The following is a 23,227-nucleotide window of genomic DNA, read 5'->3' on the forward strand; positions in this document are numbered from 1 at the left end:
CATGTCAAGGCAGGATACGTGTTCGAAGTGGCCGCCTTTCCGAGCGGGTCTTCAGTTAGCGTAACACGAGCTCATGACAGATGAATGCAACCCGGTCCTGCAAAGACACGGCACCAAGAGCGGCAGCGCAATGCCAGACAGTCATGTGATAAAGACTGTCTGAAGGATGATGATGACAGAGGGAAAAGATCGGCCCTGACAGGAGAGCCGCTAAAATCGTCAAAAAAACAGACTCGCCACCAGACGAATGCAATGCAAGCGGCCCGCAGACCAGATGCCCTGCGTCCCGGCATAAGTGGAAAGGCGTTCTCAGCCCCCTGCGCAATCCGTTTTGCCAGCCCCTCGAGAACAAGGCCTTCAACGGTTACCCACAGTCATTCCGGACAAGCGCAGCACAAGCTGCGTGCAGATCCGGAATCCAGCGCATTTGCGTGAGTGTAGCGAACTCTTTTTCGTACGGGGAGACGCGCCAATGGCACGACTGATATCCGGTTTCCGGTTCGGCATTGCCTCACTTGTCCGGAATCACGCGCGGAAGGCGGCCCTCCTGACCTGACGGGCCCGGCGAGACTACCTCAGCCGCTTTTCCGTCTTCGCATCGAAGAACAGCGCCGAAGCCGGGTCGAAGTCGATGGCGACAGTTCCATCAGAAACAGGCGCATCCTCCCCCTTGGTTTCCACGATCACACGCTCGCCCGTCGGGCAGATGAGATAGGAATAGGCGACGCCGCCGAGTTGCTCGCACAGATCGACCTTCGCCCCTTCCTGCGCAGGTGAGACTTTCAGATACTGCGGGCGCAGACCGACGAGAACCTTCTCGCCCTTGGCCGGCAGCGCGACCGATGTCGGCACGGCAACACCGCCGAACGCAGCAACACTGACCTCACCCTCCCCGGCAATACCTTCCACGAAATTCATGCTGGGCGAGCCGATGAAGCCGGCAACGAACCTGTTGTCCGGATCGGAATAGAGCTGCATCGGCGAGCCGACCTGTTCGATATTGCCACCGCGCAGAACCACGATCTTGTCCGCCAGCGTCATCGCCTCGACCTGGTCGTGCGTCACGTAGATCATCGTAGCGCCGATATCCTTGTGCAGGCGGGCGATCTCCACGCGCATGTCGACACGCAGCTCGGCATCCAGGTTGGAGAGCGGTTCGTCGAACAGAAACACTTCCGGACCACGCACAATGGCCCGGCCAATCGCGACGCGCTGGCGCTGCCCGCCGGAAAGCGCCTTCGGCTTGCGCTTCAGATAAGGGTCCAGCTTCAGGATGCGGCTGGCCTCGGCAACCTTGGACTGGATCTCGGCCTTCGGATGACCGTTCATCTTCAGCCCGAAGCCCATGTTCTCCTCGACCGTCATATGCGGGTAAAGCGCATAGGTCTGGAACACCATGGCAACGCCCCGTTCCGCCGGATCTGACTTGGTCACATCACGGCCACCGATCTCGATCCTGCCGTCGGTCGTTTCCTCCAGCCCGGCGATCATGCGCAGAAGAGTGGACTTGCCACAGCCGGACGGACCGACAAAAACGCAGAATTCGCCATGCTCGATCTGAAGGTCCACTCCGTGGATGACTTCCAGGTCGCCATATTTCTTGACGGCTTTTGTCAGTGTGACGCCAGACATGTAATTCTCTCTCCCTTGGGATTCTTGTTACGCAGGGAACTGCCAGTCCTCGACCGCCGCCGCGATCTTCGAGGCCGCATCCAGCAGTGCAGGCCGTGCCTCCAGAAGCTGTTCGAGGCTCTTGCGCTGCGTGGACGTGGTAACGGAAAGCGCTCCAACCGGGCGCCCCTTGGACGACAGGATCGGCGCTGCAATGCAGATGATGCCGGGCTCGTGTTCCTCGCGGTCGTAGGACAGCCCCTCTTCGCGGATCTTTTCCAAGTCCGCACGCAGTTCAGCTTCGCTGGCCAGCGTTGCCGGGGTGTAGCGATAGAACGACTGCTTCTTCAAAACGTGATCGAGGTCCGCAGGCTCCAGAAAGGCCATCAGGGCCTTGCCGACCCCGGTGCAATAGGCCGGACCAACCTTGCCGGCCTGCGAAAACATGTCGATGGCATTGGTCGGGTTTCTCTTGTCGACATAAAGCACCTGCCCGCTGTCGAGCTGTGCCAGGTGCACCGTTTCGCCGACAGCTTCCGACAAGGCGCCTACGAAGGGACGCGCAATCGGCGCGATGGAACTTTGCCGCCAGGCCGCATGTGCCAGCCGCACCAGGCGGATACCCAGCGAATAGGTCTGCTGGCGCTCGTCGTAGGCCAGCATGCCCTGGCTCACCAGCGTCTGCAGCAGCCGGTACAGCGTCGCCTTGGGATGAGTGCTTTCAGACAGCAGTTCGGAAAAGCGCACGGGCCGGCCCACAGCCGCAACCTTGTCCAGCACTTCCAGCGCCTTGCCGACCGTGCCGTCACCTGTCGATGACCCCGCCTGTTTGTTCATGAGCTCCTCCTTCGGCCCGTTTCTTGTCGTCGAGCCTGTTGACAACTTATCGCCATCGCATCAAAGTATCAATATACAAAACTAAGTTTCACATAATGGAACCAAAAGGGAGGACACCATGCGTTCCATGCTGAAAACGTCCGTAGCGGCATTTGCCATGTTGGCAGCCGTGATGGGCGCAGCTTCTGCTGACGGCCTGACAGGCAATCTGAAAATCTTTCTCGACACATCGAACCCGGCGCCGCGTGCGACCATGGAAGAGATGATCGCTCAGTTCCAGGAGAAGAACCCGGAGCTGAACATCGAGACGACGGTGATTGACCGGGAAGCCTACAAGACCCAGATCCGCAACTTCCTGACGGCAAATGCGCCGGACGTTGCCACCTGGTACGCGGCCAACCGCATGCGGCCTTACGTGGAGGCCGGCCTCTTCGAGGACGTGTCCGACCTTTGGGCGGACCCGGCAATTGCCGACAACCTCGCCTCCACCAAGGGTGCGATGACCATCGACGGCAAGCAGTGGGGCGTGCCCTACACCTACTACCAGTGGGGTGTTTACTACCGCAAAGACATCTTCGACGAGCTTGGCCTGTCCGAACCCACTACCTGGGAAGAGGAAAAGGCGAACTGCCAGAAGATCATCGATGCCGGCAAGAAGTGCTACACGATCGGCACCAAGTTCCTCTGGACCGCAGGTGGCTGGTTCGACTACCTGAACATGCGCACCAACGGCTTCGACTTCCACATGGACCTGCTCACGGGCAAGGCGTCCTGGAAGTCCGACGAAGTCCGCAAGACCTTCGCCAACTGGCGCGAGCTCATCGACATGGGCGCCTTCATCGACAACCATCAGACCTACTCCTGGCAGGAAGCTCTGCCGTTCATGGTCAAGGGCGATGCAGCCGCTTACCTGATGGGCAACTTCGCCGTGGCACCGCTGCGCGAAGCCGGTCTTTCCGATGACCAGATCGATTTCTACCAGTTCGTGGAAATCACGCCGGGCATCGCCAAGGCGGAAGACGCGCCGACCGATACCTTCCACATTCCGGCCAATGCCGAGAACAAGGAAAACGCGCGCGAATTCCTGAAGTTCGCGGTCTCGCCGGACGTCCAGACCTGGATCAACGACGGCAAGCACCTCGGCCAGCTCCCGGTGAACGCCAAGTCGTCCGTGGACCAGGACAAGTTCCTGGAACAGGGCTTTGAGATGCTGTCCACGAACTCCCCGGGCGGCGTTGCCCAGTTCTTCGACCGCGACGCCCCGGCTGAAATGGCAAAGGTTGCCATGGAAGGCCTGCAGGAATTCATGGTCAAGCCGGACAACCTGGACAAGATCCTGGACCGTTTGGACCGCGCCCAACAGCGTATCTACAAATAAGGTCTGCCTTCGCATGACCGGACAGGGGGCAACCGCTCCCTGTCCTCTTTTCCGGTATACGCCGACGACTCACGAAGAGTTCCGAAAATGGCCCAAGCATCCGTCGCCGAGACCCGCCAGAGTTCCTGGTGGCATCGCAACCAGCAGCAGTTGACACCCTGGCTGTTCCTGGCTCCCGGGATCCTGTTCTTCCTGTTCTATGTGATCTTTCCGATTTTCCAGTCGTTCAACCTGTCGCTCTACGAGTGGGACGGTTTGGGCCAGGCGGAATATGTCGGGCTCTACAATTACGAGGAACTCTACTGGGATGACGCGTTCTACACCTCGCTGAAGAACAACGTCATCTGGCTGCTGCTCTATCTGCTTGCCATTCCGGCCGGTCTGTTCATCGCGCTGTTCCTGAACCAGACCGTCACCGGCATCCGGCTGTACAAATCCCTGTTCTTCTTTCCCTTCGTGATTTCCCAGGTCGTCGTCGGCCTGGTGTTCACCTGGTTCTACGACCCGACATTCGGCATCCTCAACGTTCTGCTCGGCGCGGTCGGCCTGCCGCCGCTCAACGTGCTGGGGGACGAGAACTGGGTCACCGTGGGCATCATCGTCGCGGGCCTCTGGCCGCAGACGGCCTATTGCATGATCCTCTATCTCACCGGCCTCAACGCGGTTGATCCGGAGCAGATCGAGGCCGGACGCCTCGACGGCGCCAAGGGCTGGCGCATGCTCTGGTACATCATCGTGCCGCAGCTTCGCCCGGCCACCTTCATCGCCTTCGTCGTCACCATCATCGGCGCTTTGCGCTCTTTCGACCTGATTTCGGTCATGACCAACGGCGGGCCCTTCGGCGCCAGCCGGGTGCTCAGCTTCTACATGTTCGAGGTCGCACTCTCCGAATACGGCTTCCGCATGGGCTACGGCGCGGCCATTGCCGTGGTGCTGTTCCTGATCATGCTGGCCTTCATCGCCTACTTCCTCTGGTCGATGTACAAAGAAGAAAAGGCGCGCTGACATGTTCCCGACACCGATCGAACGCACGTCCCGCCCCTGGCAGATCACCTATCAGACGCTGCTTCCGCTGGCGCTGATCCTGTGGCTGCTGCCGCTGATCGCGGTCGCCATCTTTTCGGTCAAGCCGGATTCGGATTTCGCCAACGCCAACTACTGGGGCTGGCCGTCATCCTTCGAAGGCTTCACCAACTACGCGCTGGTCTTCACCGGCTCGGACATGCCGCAGTATTTGCTGAACTCGTTCAAGATCACCATTCCAACGGTGATCGGCGCGGTTGGCCTCTCGTGCATGACCGGCTTCGCCCTCGGCATCTACAAGTTCAAGGCCAATATCTGGCTCTTCTTCATGTTCGTGGCGGGCAACTTCGTGCCGTTCCAGATCCTGATGGTGCCGGTGCGCGACCTGACCCTGCAGATGGGCCTCTACAACACCATCACCGGTCTGGTGCTGTTCCACATCGCCTTCCAGACCGGCTTCTGCACACTCTTCATGCGTAACTTCATCCGCGCCCTGCCGTTTGAGCTGATCGAGGCCGCGCGCGTGGAGGGCGTCTCCGAATGGCGGATCTTCTGGTACGTGGTGCTGCCGCTGATGAAGCCGGCCATCGCCGCGCTGTCGGTACTGATCTTCACCTTCATCTGGAACGACTACTTCTGGGCCGTGGTGCTGACGCAGGGCGTTGAAAGCCAGCCTGTCACCGCCGGCATTACGTCCTTCAACGCGCAATATCGCGCCGCCTATCACCTGATGAGCGCCGGTTCCATCGTGGCCGCCCTACCGCCTGTCGCCATGTTCTTCCTGATGCAGCGCCACTTTATTGCAGGCCTCACACTCGGAGCCGTGAAATGATCCGCAGCTGGCATCTTGGAGATGACAGACAGAGCCTGGTTCTGGCCAGCTTCGACGACCGATTGCCGGAAGCCGTCTACTGGGGGCCCGCCCTTCCCACTGGCGAAAACCTGGAGACGCTTTCGGCAGCCGCACTTGCCGACGTCACCGGCGGCATGGTCGACCGCAACGCAGGTCTGAGCCTGTGCCCGGAAGCCTCCGAAAGCTTCCCCGGGCAAACCGGCCTGACTGCAAGGAACGCATCCGGCGCGCCGCTCATGCCGAGTTTCCGGTTCGAAAGCGAAGCTGCGTCGGTTCATGGCCTGACGCTTGTCTTTGCCGACAAGAGCCTTGATCTCAGCCTCGTCTTCGATCTCGTCCTGACACCGGAAACCTCCCTGTTAAAGCTTCAGACACGGCTGGAAAGCGCCGATGAGATCACGGTCGACTGGCTGGCGGCTCCGGTTCTGCCGGTCCTGGCTCACACTGGCGAGATGATCGAGTTTTCCGGCCGCTGGTGCGCGGAATTCCTGACCCGCCGCCTGCCGTTTGCACCCGGTGCCCGCGTCCGCGACAACCGTACCGGCCGCACGGACCACGCCCATTTCCCGGGGCTTGTCGTCTGCAATGCCGGAACGTCCAACACGGCCGGTGAAGCTTTCGCGTTTCACTATGGCTGGTCCGGGGGCCACAAGATGGTTGCCGAAGAACTTGCCGATGGGCGTCGTCAGGTCCAGTTCGGCCACGCCACTGCCAGCCTTGCCAGCGGACGCCACTTCGTCAGCGCACCGCTCTACGCAACCTATTCCGCCACCGGCTTGAACGGTGCCGCCGTTCGGTTCCAGCGCCATGTTCGCGACCATGTGGTTCAGGGAGCCCGCACTCCCCGCCCGGTCCACTACAATTGCTGGGAAGCGGTCTATTTCAAACACGACCTCGACGAACTCAAAGCCATCGCCTCCCAAGCGGCGGACCTGGGCGCCGAGCGCTTTGTGCTGGACGACGGCTGGTTTGGCCGCCGGGATGACGACACCTCGTCTCTGGGAGACTGGGTGATCGACAAACGCAAGTACCCGGACGGCCTCACCCCGCTGATCGACCATATCAAGGCGCTCGGCATGGAGTTCGGCATCTGGTTCGAACCGGAAATGGTCAACGAGGACAGTGACCTCTGCCGCGCCCATCCCGACTGGGTACTCGGCCACGCCGACCAGATCCGCGGACGCCAGCAACTGGTGCTGGACATGTCCCGCCAGGAGGTTCGCGATTATCTTTACACCCACATTGCCGACGTCCTGAAAAACAACGACATCGGCTACATCAAGTGGGACCACAACCGCATCCTGCCCGTGGTCGATGCCAGACAGGCCGAAGGCTTTTACGAGCTGGTCGACCGTCTGCGGTCCGATTTTCCGGCAGTGGAGATCGAGAGCTGCTCGTCTGGCGGCGGACGCATCGACTTCGGCGTCCTGGAACGCACGCACCGGGTCTGGCTTTCGGACAGCAACGATGCGCTTGAACGCCAGCGTATTCAGCACGATGCCGCCCTGTTCCTGCCAGCCTCGGTAACAGGCTCTCACGTCGGGCCTCGTCACTGCCACACTTCCGGCCGCACGCTGGACATTCGCCTGCGCGCCTGGACCGCGGCTCAACGCCACATGGGCTTCGAGATGGACCCGCGTGAGCTGTCGGAAGCCGAAGCCGAGACGCTGCGCAATGTCACGAGCTGGTGGAAAGCCAATCGGAGCTGGATGATGCAGGCCGATATCCTGCGGCTCGACAGCACCGAGCCGGCCGTGATCGCAGAACAGCAGCTTGCCTGCGACGGCAGCCGGTTCGTTGCGTTTGCCGCGCTGACGCGACCAAGTGACCAGATCCTGCCGCGTCCGTTGCGCTTGACCGGTCTGGACCCGCAAGGCAGATACAGGCTATCTCTCGTCAATCGGGACGAAGCGCCCCGGCTGTCCCGCGGTGCGCCTCTCCTGAAACATCAAGACCTTGAAGCCAGTGGACAATATCTGATGTCCCACGGGCTCACGCTTCCCTGGCGGTTCCCTGAAACCGTCTGGGTTGTGGAAGGCGAACGTCTTTGAGTAACGCTACTCAAAACGAACCGATTTCGGCTTAGGCCGCCAAAACAATTGAGGAAGTGCCATGTACGCAACATACCCGGATCTCGACAACGCATCGGTATTCATCACCGGTGGCGGCTCCGGCATTGGCGCGGCGCTGACGGAGGGCTTTCTGCGGCAGGGGGCGAAGGTCGCCTTTGTGCAGCGTTCCGACGCAGCGCCCTTCTGCGACGAGATGGAACAGAAATACGGCCGCCGTCCGCTGTTCCTGCCCTGTGACATCACAGACATGGCTGCCCTCAAGGCAGCCATGGATCAGTCAGCCGAAGCCCATGGCCCGATCACGGTTCTGGTCAACAATGCCGCCAACGACAAACGCCACAAGACCGAAGAGGTTGACGAGGCGTTCTGGGACTGGTCCGTGGCGATCAACCTGAAAGCCTATTTCTTTGCCTGCCAGCATGTGGTTGCCGGCATGCGAGCGGCCGGCGGTGGCTCCATCGTCAACTTCTCGTCCATCTCCTACATGATGGGCAATGCGGGCTACCCGGTCTACACGACCGCGAATTCCGGCATCAACGGCATGACCCGCAGCCTCGCACGGGAATTCGGCCCGGAGAACATCCGCGTCAACGCAATTGCGCCCGGCTGGGTCCTGACCCAGAAGCAGAAGGACATGTGGGTAACGCCGGAAGGTCTGGCAGCGCACATCGACCGGCAGTGTCTCAAGGTTGAACTGCAGCCGGACGACATGGTTGACCCTGTGCTTTTCCTTGCCTCCAGAACCAGCAAGGCGATGACCGGACAGGCGCTGGTCGTGGATGGCGGCGTGGTGGTGACGGGATGAACACACATCCAAAAGCGTCCTGGATCGCGGCGGATTGGGGCACCACCAATCTGCGCATCTGGGCGCTTGACGAAGCCGGCGGCATCCTTGCCCATCGCAGCTCCGAAAAGGGCATGGGCCGACTGGAGAAACAGGATTTCGAACCCGCCCTGATCGAACTGATCGCTGACCTCCTGAAGGACGGTGAGGTCACACCTGTGATCGTCTGCGGCATGGCCGGGTCCCGGCAGGGTTGGGCCGAAGCCCCCTACATGACCGTACCCTGCGCGCCGCCGTCGATCCGGAACGCTACCCGGGTGGACGCAGCCGACCCGCGCCTCGACGTGCGCATCCTGCCGGGCATCAAGCAGCTCACACCTCCCGATGTCATGCGCGGCGAGGAAACGCAGATCGCCGGATTCCTTGCGGATAATCAGACCTATTCCGGCACCTTGTGCCTGCCCGGAACGCACACCAAGTGGGTCGCCCTCCAGGACGGACGAATTGAGCGGTTCCGCACCTTCATGACAGGAGAGACCTTCGCGCTTCTGTCCAAACACTCCGTCCTGCGGCACGGCCTTTCCGCCGATGACCTCGACAGCACAGCCTTTGCCGAAGCGGCCGAACACAGTTTCAACGCGCCCGAAGCGCTGACTGCCGATCTCTTCGGCGTGCGCGCTGCCGGCCTTGTCGCGGACCTTGGCCCGGCACAGGCAAGCGGCAGATTATCGGGGCTTCTGATCGGAGCCGAACTGGCCGCTGTCAGCCGTGATTTCGACCTTGGTAACACGGCCCTGCTGGGCAGCGACAAGATCGCCGGTGCCTATCGCAGCGCCTTGACACATCTCGGCCATGCCTCAAGGCAGCTCGATGCGGAAACCATCACCTTGAAGGGCCTGACCCTTGCCTATTCCTTCTACGAACCGGAGCATTCATGAGCCGTAACCTGATAGCCATCCTGCGCGGCCTGACCCCGGACGAGGCTCTGCCCGTTACCGAATGCCTGATTGCCGCCGGCATCACTCGTATCGAGGTTCCGCTCAACTCGCCGGACCCGCTTGTCAGCATTGCCGCCATGGCAAAGACCTTTTCGTCGAATGCCGAGATCGGCGCAGGTACCGTGCTGGCGCCCGAACAGGTGCGCGACGTCAAGAACGCCGGCGGCACGCTGATCGTGTCACCCGACTGCAATCCGGATGTCATCAAGACGACGAAAGCCGAAGGCATGTCTTCCTTTCCAGGTGTGATGACGCCAAGCGAGTGCTTCACGGCGCTGCGCAGCGGGGCAGATGGCCTCAAATTCTTTCCCGCCTCGCTCATCGGCCCGGACGGACTGAAGGCGATGCTGGCGGTATTGCCGAAGGGCACTGCGACCTATGCCGTGGGCGGTGCCGGCCCGGACAATTTCGGGGACTGGATCAAGGCCGGGGCAGCCGGCTTCGGCATCGGAACGGCTCTGTTCAAACCCGGTTTCAGTGTTGCCGAAGTCAGCAAACGGGCCGAAAAAATCGTCGCCGCCTACGACGCGGCCGTTGCAGCATGCAGGTGATGTCATGAGCACAGTTTTCGACGAGCGCCAGTGCACCCTTGGCGAAGGCCCGTTGTGGCATCCCGAACGCCAGCAGCTATTCTGGTTCGACATTCTCAACAAGCGCCTGCTCAGCCGTGACAACGGCACGGAAAAAACCTGGCAGTTCGATGAATATGTTTCTGCCGCAGGCTGGGTCAGCCGGACCGAACTCCTGATCGCCAGTTCTTCGAAGCTGTTCCTGTTCAATCTGGAAACGGAAGCCTCCGCAAAGATCTGCGATCTGGAGGCCGACAACACAATCACGCGGTCCAACGACGGCAGGGCAGATCCCAAGGGAGGTTTCTGGATCGGCACCATGGGCTTTGGCGCCGAAAAGAACGCCGGATCGATCTACCGCTATTACAAGGGAGAGCTGCGCAAGCTGTTCTCCAACATCACCATTTCCAACGCAATCTGTTTTTCGCCGGACGGCAAGACGGCCTATTTTGCCGACACCGACACCCTGACCATTCAGAAGGTCGCCCTGGATGCCGAGGGCTGGCCAGCAGGTGCACCGTCCCTGTTCGTCGATCTGTCCGCCGACGGGTTCAATCCGGATGGCGCCGTGGTCGATAGCGAGGGGTTCCTGTGGAACGCCCATTGGGGGGCGAACCACGTTGCACGCTATACTGCGGACGGAAAATTTGCCGAGGCCGTTTCCATGCCTGCAAAACAGATTTCCTGCCCGGCATTCGGCGGGGCGGATCTGCAGACGCTCTTTGCCACATCCGCCGCCGAAGGTCTTACTGGCGAGCACGAAGGCAAGACCTATTTCGCGCAAGTGAAGGTTCGTGGACAGAGCGAGCACAGGGTCTTGCTCTAACAGGTCCGCCGTCCATCTCCCGGGCCAAGTTTTGGGAGCACCGGGACAAAATGCAAGTTCAGTGGACCTTTGAAGGGTCCTCAGGCCCCGCCTTTGCGGGGATGACACGGAATATGTGGCAACGCTTCACCATCCGGATGAGCGTTGCCAAACCATCAAGCAGTGAGCATCCATCATGAAACGCACTCTCGGCACCTGCTATTATCCGGAACACTGGCCGGAAGAAATCTGGGAAGCTGATGCCCGCCGGATGGCCGAGACCGGGCTGACATGGATCCGCATCGGTGAATTCGCCTGGTCGCGCCTCGAGCCCCGCCCCGGTGACTTGCACTTCGAGTGGCTGGACAGGGCCATCGAGACCTTGGGCCGAGCCGGGTTGAAGGTCGTTCTCGGCACACCGACTGCAACGCCGCCGCGCTGGGTTGTCGACAAGCATCCGGACATGGTCGCCGTCGATGCCGGCGGCAATCCCCGCAAGTTCGGTTCCCGCCGCCACTACTGCTTTTCGCACGAGGGCTTTCGGCAGGAGAGCGACCGGATCGTGAAGCTTGTCGCCGAGCGCTACGGCAACAATCCGCATGTCGCCGCCTGGCAGACCGACAACGAATATGGCTGCCACGACACGATTCTCTCCTATTCGGATGCTGCCCGAAAAGCGTTCCGGGTCTGGCTGAAGGGCCGCTACGGCTCCATCGAGGCGCTCAACCGCGCCTGGGGCAACGTGTTCTGGTCTATGGAGTATCTCTCCTTTGACGAGATCGACCTGCCGAACCTGACCGTAACCGAACCGAACCCCTCGCACACGCTTGCCTTCCGGCGGTTCTCCTCCGATCAGGTGGTTACCTTCAACAAGCGCCAGGTCGATATCATCCGGGCGCATTCCAGCGCACCGATCAGCCACAACTACATGGGCCGGGTAACGGATTTCGACCACTTCAAGGTCGGCGACGATCTCGAGATCGCGACATGGGACAGCTACCCGCTCGGCTTTCTGGAAGACCGTGTCGGCGCGGATGACGCCCATCAGCGGACCTTCATGCGCCAGGGCGATCCGGATTTCCAGGCCTTTCACCACGATCTTTACCGTGCCGTTGGCAAGGGCCGCTGGTGGGTGATGGAACAACAGCCGGGACCGGTGAACTGGGCCCCCCACAATCCTGCTCCTCTGCCGGGCATGATGCGGCTTTGGGCCTGGGAGGCTTATGCCCATGGGGCCGAGGCCGTGTGCTATTTCCGTTGGCGACAAGCGCCTTTCGCGCAGGAACAGATGCATGCCGGCATGCTGCGCCCGGACAATGCCGATGCACCGGCACTGCTCGAAGCCCGCAAGGTCGCCGACGAATTGCGCGACGCGCCTGACGTCTCGGCCCCACAGGCACCTGTTGCACTGATCTTCGACTATGACGCGGATTTCGCCTGGACCACCCAGCCGCACGGCAAGGAGCTTTCCTATTTCCAGCTTGTTTTCGACACCTACAAGGCGCTGCGCAAGCTCGGGCTTTCGGTCGATATCCTGCGCGGCGAAACCCGCGACTTTTCCGGCTACAAGATCGTTGCCCTGCCTGGCCTGATCTACGTGCCGCAGGACCTGAAACAGGTGCTTGCCGAAACCGAAGCGCTGGTTGTGATGGGCCCGCGCACTGCCGCCCGCAACGCCGACATGGTCATTCCCGTGCCATTGCCACCAGACATGCCCGGGCTCGACCTTGCGGTCTCGCGGGTCGAAAGCCTGCGCCCGGACATGCCGATGCCGCTCAAGGGAGGCGGCGCCTTCACCGGCTACCGCGAGGAACTGGAAGGTGCTGGCGAAGTCATCCTGGAACTGGAAGACGGCCAACCCGCCGCCTACCGCCAGGAACATCTCGTCTATGTCGGTGGCTGGGGTGACGAAACCGTGCTGAAGCGCCTCTACACCATGCTTTGCGAAGAAGCCGGGATCGACACGCTCGACCTTGCCGGCGGCGTCCGCTGCCGCGTGACTGATGGCCTGAGGATCTGGACAAATTACGGCGCCGAGCCTGCCGACACACCTGCCGGTCGGATCGAGGCTGCAGGGGTGTTGTTCGAAATGCTGTAAGGCAAAGTTGGTTCTACGCTGGGAGAAGTTAGATAACCGAGCTCTTCCTCCTCCCCGTCATTGCAGGACTTGATCCTGCAATCCATGCCGAGACGGTGCCTCAAACTGAGGCCTGTTGGGCGGAACCGGAACGGTGTGGATGCCATGATAGCCATGGCATGACGAAGAAATTGGACGATCTACAGGTTATCTCCAAGGCTGTGTCGTCAGGCCGCCTTGCCCTTCGTCAGCTCGGTGATGATGGCCGCGAAATTGTCGACGCCCTGTGCGCCTGATACCAGGTGCTGACGCTCGAAGATGACAGCCGGAACGCCGTGAATGCCGTTGCCGGTCCAGAAGGCTTCTTCCGCACGAACGGTTTCGGCAAAGCGGCCGTCTTCCAGAACGGCAAGGGCTTCAGCCCGGTTGAGACCAATGCTTTCGGCCACATCCGCCAGAACCTGATTGTCATTGAGGTCCTTCCTGTCGCCGAAATAGGCCTGGAACAGCGCCATCTTCAACTGGTGTTCCTTGCGGCTTTCACCAGCCCAATGGATCAGCTGGTGCGCCTTGAAGGTGTTCACCATGCGCATATCGTCGGTGAAGTTGAACTCGAAACCAAGGCTCGCGCCAAGGTCTGTCAGCCGATCCCGCGCCGCCTGGGACTGCTCCGCGCTGGAGCCGTATTTGCGCATGATGTGTTCGCGCAGGTTCTCTCCCTCCGCAGCCATATCCTGATTGAGTTCGAAGGGATGCCATTTGATGGCGGCCGTAACGCCGGTCCGTGCGATCGCCTGTTCGAGCTGCTTGAAGCCGACGATGCACCACGGACAGACGACATCGGAAACAATGTCGATCTGCAACACATCATCGAGGCCGGTTGTGTCGGTGTCTTGCGAAGTCATGATTGGTTCCTGTTCCGGCGCAGTCATCCGCATGTCTGGCTGGCGCCATTGTCTGTCTTGCCCCGCATATAGGAGCCGCTGCCAGCCGGGAAAAGGCAGTGGTTACCTCCGGGAAACCTCATTCTTTTGTCGGAACGCTGCTTTCCGCCTCCCGTCAAAGCGTCGCATCGCCCTTTGGGGGAGGCGTCCAGCCACGCTCCGATCCTTCAGGGCGATCACCACCCCTGTCGACTTGCATGATTTCGAACAGGGTTTCGGAATGCGCCCGCATCGCGTCGATATAGGAAGTGTCGACGCCACCGTCGTTGAAATTCTCGCGAAGGTCATCGAGCATCGCAATGTCGTGATGACGGAATTCCCTCGCCTTGGTGCGCGCCCGGAACGGATGGTACCCAAGCTCGGTCAAAGCCTGGCGTCCAAGCGCCATGGCCCCTTCGAAGACCTCTCGCTCGGCACAATGAGCACCGGCATTTTCCAGTTCGTAGACGTGATGCCGGTCGCGGGCACGGGCGAGGATCCGGACATTCGGATAGGTCTTGGCAACGTGTTCCACCAGTTCGGTCTGCTTGTCGCGATCATCAAGCGCGGCAACGAAGAGGTCGGCATCGTCCAGCCCGGCACCGTGCAGAAGGTCCGGCCGGGTCGCATCCCCATAGAAGGTTCGAATGCCTATCCTGCGCAGGTTTTCGATCGTCTGCGGGTCATGATCGAGAATGATCACGTCGTAGCCACTGGTCAGCAGCAGTCGCGAGACGATCTGGCCGAACCGGCCCATGCCCGCGACAACAACCCGGCCGCGCCTGTCGATGACATCCGGTTCCCGATCCGCTTTCGCCAGAGCCCGTGGAGCGACGATTTTTTCGTAGAAGATGAACAACGCGGGTGTCAGCAGCATGGAAATCGCCACCACCAGGGTCATGGTCTTGATCAGCGATGGTTCCAGCACCCCGCTGCCCGAGGCAAATCCGAACAACACGAAAGCGAATTCCCCTGCCTGTGCCAGCCCGAGCGCGAACAGCCACCGATCTGGCCCGGTGAGGCGAAAGAGGGCTGCAAGCAGGAACAGCACCAGGAACTTGACTGCCATCAAGCCGAGCGCGAGTCCAAGGATCGATAAAGGGGCACCGAACAGAAGATCGAAATCGATCCCCGCCCCGACCGTCAGGAAGAACAGGCCAAGCAACAGGCCCTTGAAGGGTTCGATATCGCTTTCCAGCTCATGACGATAGTCGCTGTCGGACAGGACAACCCCGGCAAGGAAGGTTCCGAGTGCCGGCGACAGACCGACAAAATCCATGACCAGGGCAATGCCGATAACCAGCAGCAGCGCAGTTGCCGTGAAGATTTCCCGCAGGCGCGCTTCGGCTATGAACCGGAAGACAGGCCGTAGCAGATGACGCCCTGCCAGAATGATGGCGGCAATAACAGCCAGAATGACAAGAGCCTGTGCCCAGCCCGGCAAGGCCGCCAGAGCTTCACCACCATGACCGGCACTCTCGCCATGCCCATCCCCGGCTCCTTCCCCGCCATGGCCACTGATGGCAAGCAACGGAAGAAGCGCCAGCATCGGGATGACCGCGATATCCTGGGTCAGCAATACCGAGAAGGAACTCTGCCCACCTTGCGTTTTCAGCCAGCCTTTCTCGTTGAGGGTCTGCAAGACGATGGCCGTGGAGGAGAGCGACAGGATCATGCCGAGCGCCAAAGCGCTCTGCCAGTGAAGACCGAACGCCAGACCGGCCGCGGCAAAGACGAGCGCTGTCCCGACAACTTGCAGTCCGCCGAGCCCGACAAGCTGCTGGCGCATTTTCCAGAGCATGGCGGGCTGCAATTCCAGCCCGACCAGGAACAGCATCATCACCACGCCGAATTCTGCAAAATGCTGCACGTCGGCCGCTTCCGACCCGACGATGCCGATGACAGGCCCGATCACCACACCGGCGATCAGATAACCGAGCACGGAGCCAAGGCCGAGCCGGTTGGCAATCGGCACCGCGATGACGGCCGCGCACAGATAGACGAAGGCTTCGCTGAGCAGCGCCATCAAACCGTCTCCCCTGCCAGCAGGAACGCATCCAGGTCATCCGGCAGGACCGGCGCTGCGGCCGCCTTTGCAAGATCCAGCTGATCGCGGACCAAAGCATTCAGAAGCTTTCCATAGGCATGGCGGTGGACCTCAAAGCGGTTTTCCTCCAGTGCCCGCCCGGCCCCGAACAGCGCAAAGGGCGCAAGGTAGCGCATGCCGCACAGATCCGCCGTTTTTTCGAATGGGCCCAGCAAGCTGCGCAACTCGGCATGGTTCATGCCCGTTTGCGAATAGGCATCCGGTTTGGCACCGGTCGTGACCGCGTTCAGAAACACCTTGCCATGCAATGCCTTGCCGGCATGACCATAGGCAAAGCCATGTTCCAGCACGAGATCCTGCCACTCCTTCATGATGGCAGGTGCCGAATACCAGTAAAGCGGATGCTGGAAGACAACCACGTCATGAGCCCGCAGGCGGTCCTGTTCCCGGTCGATATCGATGCTGAAATCCGGATAGTCCGCATAAAGATCGACGGTTGTGATCTCCTTGATCGACCGCGCGGTTTCAAACAGCGGCAGGTTCACCTCCGACCTGTGCGGTCGTGGGTGGGCAAAGAAAACGATTACCTTGGCCAAGAGGATCTCCCGGATCTGAGTAAGCCCGCAGAGCCGGCAAGGCCCGCTAGGCACGGCGGACCAACGGTCTGTATTCTCAAGAGTTTATAGGGATCATCCGCAACAGATAAAGGGCGCGAACAGGAACCGGCCTGTTCGCGCCCATTGAACAATAAAGTGAGCGATAGACAGTGGGATGCTGTCGGCGTCAGTCCGCCCTGGAGACCCGTACCCGGGAGCCCGTCTCTCCGGCTTCGGCAATCGCATGAATGACCGCTTCAAAATGAAGCGCCTCCCGGAACGACGGCACGGCATTGCGACCTTCGGAAATCGCCGTCAGGAACTCATGAACCTCTATCACCTTCAGATCGTTGAACCCGAGCTGATGGCCGGCGGCCGGAACGAATTGCCCGTACGGGGGATGAGCTGGCCCGCTGAGCAACGTCTTGAAACCCTGTTCGGCAAGCTCACCCCGGTTCTGATAGAGACGGAGTTCGTTCATGCGCTCCTGATCGAAGGTGATCATGCCTTCCGTTCCATGCACCTCGAAGCCGATGTAGCTCTTGCGGCCCCAGGCACTGCGCGAGGTCGAGACAACACCATGCACACCGTTTTCGAAGGTCAGCAGCGCAGAAGCGATGTCTTCGTTTTCAACCGGACGCCGCTCGCTTGAGCCATTGCCCATGGGCCGTGTTTCATGAACCGTCCTTGTCTCCGCGACCAGGCTTTCGACCGGTCCGACGAGCGCGGTTGCGAGCGAAATCAGATGGCAGCCAAGATCGCCGAGCGTGCCGAGGCCGGCATCGGCCTTGGTTGCCCGCCAGGTCCAGGCGAGGTCCGGATCAGCCTGGTAGTCTTCATCGACCATTCCGCGAAAATGCACGATCCGGCCGATAGCGCCATCCGCGATAAGTTTGCGGGCATGCGAAATCGCCGGATTATGCAGGTAGTTGTAGCCGACGATGGTTTTCGCACCTGTTCTTTCGGCAACAGCCAGCATCTGTCTGGCGTCCTCCAGGCTGAGCGCCATCGGTTTTTCCAGATGCACATGCTTGCCGGCCTCTAGCGCGGCAAGCGCCATTTCCTTGTGCACCTTGTTGGGTGTGGTGATGCAGACGATATCGACCTTCGGATCCGCAACAAGATCTTTCCAGTCGCTCGTTGCCCTTGCAAAGCCGAACTGGTCGGCAAAGGCTTCTGCCTTTTCTGCAGGAACATCGCACAGCACTTCCAGGCGGGTCGCCGGCACATCGCCGAACACCGCTTTCACCGAACCATAGGCAAGCGCATGGCACTTTCCCATGAAACCGGTGCCGATCAATCCGATACCGAGACTTGTCATGTAATCCGATCCTCCCGGAGGTGACGAAGCGGACCGTTCCGCCCTTTAACCTCATCCTGAGGAAGCTCCTTGGCGCTGTCTCGAAGGATGGGCTGCTTGCTCTAGAGTTTGCCGCCCATCCTTCGAGACGGACCAGACGATCCTCCTCAGGATGAGGTCATAGTGGTTCTGACGCTCAGACTTCGTCCATGCCGACGGCGCGGCGTTCGGCGATGGACTTGAGGGCAGCTTCCGCCAGGGCGAGTGCCTTCAATCCGTCCTCGCCACTCGGTGACGGCGCAGTACCGGTTTCAATAGCCTCGACGAAAGCGGTGATTTCAGCCGCATAGGCTTCCGTGTAGCGGGTCATGAAGAAATCATGCAGCGGCGGACGGGTGTATCCGGCTTCGGTTGCCACTTCGATGGATACCGGACGCTGGTTTTCCGCACTCACCACACCCTTGGAGCCATGCACCTCGATGCGCTGGTCGTAGCCATAGGTTGCCCGGCGGGAATTGGAGATGGAACATTGCTTGCCGGACGCCGTCGTCAGCACCACCATGGCGCTGTCGTAATCGCCGAGCTTGCCGATTTCCGGATCGACCAGAACCGACGCCGTCGCGTAGACGGTCGTGACTTCATCGCCGAGCAGGAACCGGGCCATGTCGAAATCATGGATGGTCATGTCACGGAAGATGCCGCCGGACGACGTGATGTAGGATGGCGGCGGTGCACCCGGATCGCGCGAGGTGATCTGCACCATTTCCACGTCGCCGATCCGCCCTTCGTCAATGGCTGCGCGCACGGCGCGGAAATGCGGATCGAAACGGCGGTTGAACCCCAACATCAAGGTTGCGCCAAGGTCTTCTACCGTCTTCAGGCAGGCTTTCACCCGGTCCAGCGACAGATCGACCGGCTTTTCGCAGAAGATCGCCTTGCCTGCGCGTGCGAACTTCTCGATCAGATCGGCATGGGTGTCGGTCGGCGTGCAGATGATCACCGCGTCGACATCCCCGGCGGCAGCAATCTCATCGATCGTGCTGACACGGGCGCCATAGGCGGCTGCAAGCGTTTCGGCGGCTTCCGGGAAGGCGTCCGCAACAGCGACGAGCGTCGCACCGACGGCCGCGCCAACGGCCTTTGCGTGCACTTTACCGATACGTCCAGCCCCAAGCAGGGCGACATTGACGGCCATGATACTTCCTCCCGGATGACATGTGGCAGAGCGGTTTGAACCAGCGCTTGCCAATTTAGAATAAAAATTCCAAAATCATTTTCGACGGAATGTGTCAAGCCGGAAAAGAAGAAGACAATGAATGACGCCTCGCCCGATCCAGAAAATGAACCCAATCTCGCCACCGCCGAAATCCTTGCGCCGCCGCAGTCGATCGATGCGTTTTTTGCCCGGCTCGGCAGCACCGCCGAAAGATTGCCCAAGCGCCTGAAACAATTCGCGAACTACATCGCCGCCAATCCGGACAAGGTGGCAGTTTCCACGGTTGCCGAACTTGCCGAAGGCGCCGACGTTCAGCCGTCCGCCGTGATGCGTTTCTGCCAGGAAATGGGCTTTTCCGGTTTTTCGCAAATGCAGAAACTGTTCCGCTCGGACTATTCCCAGAAATGGCCGGACTACGCCACCCGCCTCGCCAAACTGCGCGAGCACGGCACCGAGTCCCCTTCTGCGCTCCTGGCCGAATTCGTCGAGGTTGGCCGTTCTTCGCTGGAAAACCTGCTGACAACCGTCGACCCGACCGCGCTTCAACAGGCAGTCGATGTGCTGGCCCGTGCCGAGACGATTCACATGATCGGCTTCCGCAGGGCCTTCCCGGTCACGTCGTATCTTGCCTATGCCTTCGAAAAGATGGACGTGCCGGCGGTTCTCCATTCAGGCATCGCCAACATAAACATGGAACACCTGATCCGGCCGAACGACGCGGTCATCGCGGTGACCTTCGCCCCGTACACGGAAATGACCATCGACATGGCCACCAAGGCCCGTGCCAGCGGCGCTGACATTGTCGCGATTACGGATGTCGTGACCAGCCCGCTCGCACGCCTGAAAGCAATCCAGCTACTGGTCTCGGAACTGGACGTAGGCGCGTTCCGGGCGCTGTCCGCAAGTCTGTCCCTGGCCATTGCCCTGGCCGTTTCCGTGGGGGCCCAACGGAACAGGCTGTGATCTTTCTGGAAAAAATCTGTTGCGCTTCGATAAAAATGGAATTTATATTCCAAATGCGGCAACGGCGATCCCGAGCCGCCACAGACTTCTGATGACGCGGGTGGGATTGTTCGAGGCCCGCGGTCCACGTTCTGGGAGGAACACCATGAAGAAGACACTTATTGCAATGGCGGCTGCCGCCGTTGCCTTTACCGGCCTTGCCGCTCCGGCCTCCGCTGATGGCGAACGTTTCGTTCTGGTCAGCCATGCGCCGGACAGCGACAGCTGGTGGAACACGATCAAGAACGCCATCACCGTTGCCGGTGGCCAGATGGGCGTTGAAGTGGAATACCGCAACCCGCCGACAGGCGATCTTGCCGACATGGCTCGCATCATCGAACAGGCTGCTGCGTCCAACCCGAACGGCATCATCGCGACGATCGCCGACTACGACGTTCTGAGCGGCCCGCTGTCCAACGCGGTCGCCAAGGGCATTCCGGTCATCACCATCAACTCGGGCACTGAAGAGCAGTCCAAGAAAATCGGCGCTCTGATGCATGTCGGCCAGCCTGAATACGATGCCGGCAAGGGTGCAGGTGAAAAGGCCAAGGCGGCCGGCGTCACCAGCTTCCTTTGTGTGAACCACTACATCACCAACCCGGCTTCGGTTGAACGTTGCCAGGGCTATGCTGATGCACTGGGCGTCGAACTGGGCGGCCAGATGATCGACAGCGGCCAGGACCCGGCTGAAATCAAGTCCAAGGTCATGGCCTACCTGCAGGGCAACCCGGACACCAATGGCGTCCTGACCCTCGGCCCGACCTCTGCGCATCCGACGCTGGCTGCGCTGGAAGACATGGGCAAGTCCGGCACCATCCACTTCGGCACCTTTGACCTTTCCGGCGAAATCGCTGAAGCCATCAAGGGTGACGTGATTGCATTTGCCATCGACCAGCAGCCTTACCTGCAGGGCTACCTGCCGGTCGTCATCCTGACGAACCTGGCTCGTTACGGCGTGGTTCCGGGCAACTCCATCAACTCCGGCCCGGGTTTCGTGACCAAGGGCAACATTGCCCTGGTGGAAAAATACGCCGGCGAATACCGCTAAGCTGAAGGGCCGCCAGGCGCGGCCCTGTGGAGAGGCGGCCCTCCGCCTCTCCCTTGCAAACTGACACGCTCGCGCACCCCGAAGGGTAAGCGCTGAATTCCAGAACACTGTTCTGCGGCCGGGCCGCATACTGGACGCGGCCGGCCACCCCGGCACGCAGGAGGAGACCTATGGCTGAGACACAATCGGCAGCCGCCCCTCGGAAAGACGAGCGCATCCGCGAAATGTCGCCCATGCGCAAGGCCCTGATCCGCCCGGAGCTGGGCGCGATCTGCGGCACTATTCTCGTATTCATGTTCTTCCTCGGCATCGCCAGCGACAGCGGCATGTTTGCCCCGGAAGGCATCATCAACTGGGGCACAGTCTCTGCCCAGTTCGCCATCATCGCCGTCGGCGCCTGCCTTTTGATGATCGCGGGAGAGTTCGACCTCTCCGTCGGCTCGATGATCGGCTTTTCCGGCGTCATCATCGCGCTCTTCACTGTTCAGTGGGGGTTCCCCGCATGGTTCGGTATCCTGGTCGCATTTGCCATGGCGCTGGCCATTGGCGGGCTCAACGGATACCTGGTCATCAAGACCGGCCTGCCCTCCTTCATCGTCACCCTCGCCTTCCTCTACATTCTGCGCGGTCTGACGATCTTCATTTCCATCGCCACCACCCGCAAGACCATCATCGGCGGCGTGCGTGAAGCGGCGGAAGGTGATCCCATCGCATGGCTTTTCGGCGGCAAGGTCTTTTCCGGCCTCTTTGTCTGGCTGGCCGATCTCGGCATTGTCGGCAAGTTCGTTGCCGGCCCGAAAGCAGGACTGCCGGTGGTCGAAGGCATTCCGATGCTGATGATCTGGGCAATCATCCTGATCGTGTTCGGCCATGTCCTGCTCACCCGCACCCGCTTCGGCAACTGGATCTTCGCCGCCGGTGGCGACGCCCAGGCAGCGCGCTATGTCGGCGTACCCGTGAACCGGGTCAAGATCCTCATGTTCATGTTTTCCGCCTTCTGCGCCACTATTTTCGCCACCTGTCAGGTGATGGAATTCGGCTCGGCCGCAGCCGACCGCGGCCTCTTGAAGGAATTCGAAGCCATCATTTCAGTGGTGATCGGCGGCGCACTTCTCACCGGCGGCTACGGTTCGGTGGTAGGCGCGGCGCTTGGCGCACTGATCTTCGGCGTCGTTCAGCAAGGCCTCTTCTTCGCCGGGGTCGAAAGCTCGCTCTTCCGGGTTTTCCTCGGCGTTATCCTGCTGCTCGCCGTGATCCTCAACACCTATATCCGCCGCATGATCACGGGGGAACGCTAAGATGTCCGACAACCTTATCGAACTCGTCGATATCGAAAAACACTTCGGCCCGGTGATCGCCCTCAACGGTGTCTCCGTGTCCGTCAAGGCCGGCGAATGCCACTGCCTTCTGGGCGACAACGGCGCGGGCAAGTCCACCTTCATCAAGACCATGTCCGGCGTCCACAAGCCGACCAAGGGCAAGATCCTGATGGAAGGCAAGGAAGTCAGCTTCAACAGCCCGCGGGACGCCATGGAAGCCGGCATCGCGACCGTCTACCAGGACCTGGCGATGATCCCGCTGATGTCGGTGACCCGGAACTTCTGGATGGGCCGCGAACCGCAAAGGCGCTTCGGCCCCTTCAAGTTCTTCGATTTTTCCGAAGCCAACGAAGTCACGATGACCGAGATGGCCAAGATGGGCATTCACCTGCGTTCGCCTGACCAGGCGGTCGGCACATTGTCGGGCGGTGAACGCCAGACGGTCGCCATCTCGCGCGCCGTCTTCTTTGGGGCCAAGGTGTTGATCCTCGACGAACCGACATCTGCCCTGGGTGTGCGCCAGACCTCCAACGTGCTGGCGACGATCGACAAGGTCCGCCAAAAAGGCATCGGCGTTGTCTTCATCACCCACAACGTGCGCCATGCCATGGCCGTGGGCGACAGGTTCACGGTGCTCAACCGCGGCAAGACGCTTGGCACCGCAGAGCGCGGAGACATAAAAGCGGAAGAACTTCAGGACCTGATGGCCGGTGGCCAGGAACTGGCGGAACTGGAAGGTTCCCTCGGCGGCACCATCTGACGGGCTGAA

Annotated in this window: 20 protein-coding genes; 13 read left to right on the forward strand and 7 right to left on the reverse strand. The window is 60.7% G+C overall.

Translation table 11 applies throughout. The features are described 5' to 3' along the window. Window positions 1-570: 570 nt before the first annotated feature. Together ugpC and HCG46_RS06445 are read right to left on the reverse strand one after the other, a co-directional pair. Entirely contained in the window at window positions 571-1,632 is a 1,062-nt protein-coding gene (gene ugpC / locus HCG46_RS06440) for a sn-glycerol-3-phosphate ABC transporter ATP-binding protein UgpC (protein WP_168685222.1), read from the reverse strand. A gap of 27 nt (window positions 1,633-1,659) precedes the next feature. Then, window positions 1,660-2,448: an IclR family transcriptional regulator gene (locus HCG46_RS06445; protein ID WP_168685224.1), complete on the reverse strand. Its 789-nt coding sequence runs from the start codon at window positions 2,446-2,448 to the stop codon at window positions 1,660-1,662. 118 nt (window positions 2,449-2,566) lie between these two features. On the opposite strand from HCG46_RS06445, the gene HCG46_RS06450 reads away from it, so the two are divergent. The 9 genes from HCG46_RS06450 to HCG46_RS06490 all read left to right on the forward strand — a co-directional run bounded on the left by HCG46_RS06450 (window position 2,567) and on the right by HCG46_RS06490 (window position 13,028). After that, window positions 2,567-3,826, forward strand: a complete 1,260-nt coding sequence (locus HCG46_RS06450; protein WP_075284229.1) for an ABC transporter substrate-binding protein — start codon at window positions 2,567-2,569, stop codon at window positions 3,824-3,826. An 87-nt stretch (window positions 3,827-3,913) separates the two neighbouring features. After that, window positions 3,914-4,831, forward strand: a complete 918-nt coding sequence (locus HCG46_RS06455; protein ID WP_023003020.1) for a sugar ABC transporter permease — start codon at window positions 3,914-3,916, stop codon at window positions 4,829-4,831. A 1-nt stretch (window position 4,832) separates the two neighbouring features. Continuing rightward, window positions 4,833-5,681, forward strand: a complete 849-nt coding sequence (locus HCG46_RS06460) for a carbohydrate ABC transporter permease (protein WP_023003019.1) — start codon at window positions 4,833-4,835, stop codon at window positions 5,679-5,681. Further along, a complete protein-coding gene (locus HCG46_RS06465; RefSeq protein WP_168685226.1) occupies window positions 5,678-7,753 on the forward strand; it encodes an alpha-galactosidase in 2,076 nt (691 codons plus the stop codon). The genes HCG46_RS06460 and HCG46_RS06465 overlap by 4 nt, the downstream gene beginning before the upstream one ends. 61 nt (window positions 7,754-7,814) lie before the next feature. Continuing rightward, window positions 7,815-8,579, forward strand: coding sequence for an SDR family oxidoreductase (locus HCG46_RS06470; RefSeq protein ID WP_168685228.1), 765 nt, complete (start codon window positions 7,815-7,817; stop codon window positions 8,577-8,579). Continuing rightward, window positions 8,576-9,496, forward strand: coding sequence for a 2-dehydro-3-deoxygalactonokinase (locus tag HCG46_RS06475; RefSeq protein WP_168685230.1), 921 nt, complete (start codon window positions 8,576-8,578; stop codon window positions 9,494-9,496). Before HCG46_RS06470 ends, HCG46_RS06475 begins: the two co-directional genes overlap by 4 nt. Further along, window positions 9,493-10,107, forward strand: a complete 615-nt coding sequence (locus HCG46_RS06480; RefSeq protein ID WP_168685232.1) for a 2-dehydro-3-deoxy-6-phosphogalactonate aldolase — start codon at window positions 9,493-9,495, stop codon at window positions 10,105-10,107. Before HCG46_RS06475 ends, HCG46_RS06480 begins: the two co-directional genes overlap by 4 nt. A 4-nt stretch (window positions 10,108-10,111) precedes the next feature. After that, a complete protein-coding gene (locus tag HCG46_RS06485) occupies window positions 10,112-10,951 on the forward strand; it encodes an SMP-30/gluconolactonase/LRE family protein (RefSeq protein WP_168685234.1) in 840 nt (279 codons plus the stop codon). A gap of 175 nt (window positions 10,952-11,126) precedes the next feature. Next, a complete protein-coding gene (locus HCG46_RS06490) occupies window positions 11,127-13,028 on the forward strand; it encodes a beta-galactosidase (protein WP_168685236.1) in 1,902 nt (633 codons plus the stop codon). A 206-nt stretch (window positions 13,029-13,234) separates the two neighbouring features. On the opposite strand, the gene HCG46_RS06495 is transcribed toward HCG46_RS06490, so the two are convergent. From HCG46_RS06495 to iolG, 5 genes are all read right to left on the reverse strand, one after another. Beyond that, complete coding sequence (locus tag HCG46_RS06495; protein ID WP_062487180.1) at window positions 13,235-13,912, reverse strand: DsbA family oxidoreductase; 678 nt, start codon at window positions 13,910-13,912, stop codon at window positions 13,235-13,237. A 154-nt stretch (window positions 13,913-14,066) separates the two neighbouring features. Further along, entirely contained in the window at window positions 14,067-15,956 is a 1,890-nt protein-coding gene (locus HCG46_RS06500; protein WP_168685238.1) for a monovalent cation:proton antiporter-2 (CPA2) family protein, read from the reverse strand. Further along, complete coding sequence (locus HCG46_RS06505; RefSeq protein WP_205838377.1) at window positions 15,956-16,573, reverse strand: NAD(P)H-dependent oxidoreductase; 618 nt, start codon at window positions 16,571-16,573, stop codon at window positions 15,956-15,958. The genes HCG46_RS06500 and HCG46_RS06505 overlap by 1 nt, the downstream gene beginning before the upstream one ends. A gap of 187 nt (window positions 16,574-16,760) precedes the next feature. After that, window positions 16,761-17,894, reverse strand: a complete 1,134-nt coding sequence (locus HCG46_RS06510; protein WP_168685240.1) for a Gfo/Idh/MocA family oxidoreductase — start codon at window positions 17,892-17,894, stop codon at window positions 16,761-16,763. Between the two features lie 175 nt (window positions 17,895-18,069). Beyond that, window positions 18,070-19,068: an inositol 2-dehydrogenase gene (iolG, locus tag HCG46_RS06515; RefSeq protein WP_168685242.1), complete on the reverse strand. Its 999-nt coding sequence runs from the start codon at window positions 19,066-19,068 to the stop codon at window positions 18,070-18,072. A 117-nt stretch (window positions 19,069-19,185) separates the two neighbouring features. On the opposite strand from iolG, the gene HCG46_RS06520 reads away from it, so the two are divergent. The 4 genes from HCG46_RS06520 to HCG46_RS06535 all read left to right on the forward strand — a co-directional run bounded on the left by HCG46_RS06520 (window position 19,186) and on the right by HCG46_RS06535 (window position 23,218). Further along, the gene (locus HCG46_RS06520) at window positions 19,186-20,052 is read left to right on the forward strand and encodes a MurR/RpiR family transcriptional regulator (RefSeq protein ID WP_077291829.1); all 867 of its coding nucleotides are present in this window, start codon (window positions 19,186-19,188) and stop codon (window positions 20,050-20,052) included. A gap of 145 nt (window positions 20,053-20,197) precedes the next feature. Further along, window positions 20,198-21,139 (forward strand): sugar ABC transporter substrate-binding protein, encoded by a 942-nt coding sequence (locus HCG46_RS06525; protein ID WP_023003006.1) that lies wholly within the window; start codon window positions 20,198-20,200, stop codon window positions 21,137-21,139. A 170-nt stretch (window positions 21,140-21,309) separates the two neighbouring features. Beyond that, a complete protein-coding gene (locus HCG46_RS06530) occupies window positions 21,310-22,437 on the forward strand; it encodes an ABC transporter permease (protein WP_055656387.1) in 1,128 nt (375 codons plus the stop codon). Between the two features lies 1 nt (window position 22,438). Continuing rightward, window positions 22,439-23,218: an ATP-binding cassette domain-containing protein gene (locus HCG46_RS06535; RefSeq protein WP_023003004.1), complete on the forward strand. Its 780-nt coding sequence runs from the start codon at window positions 22,439-22,441 to the stop codon at window positions 23,216-23,218. Window positions 23,219-23,227: the final 9 nt, after the last annotated feature.

The sequence above is a fragment of the Labrenzia sp. PO1 genome (assembly GCF_012273635.1).
Classification (GTDB): Bacteria; Pseudomonadota; Alphaproteobacteria; order Rhizobiales; family Stappiaceae; genus Roseibium; species Roseibium algicola.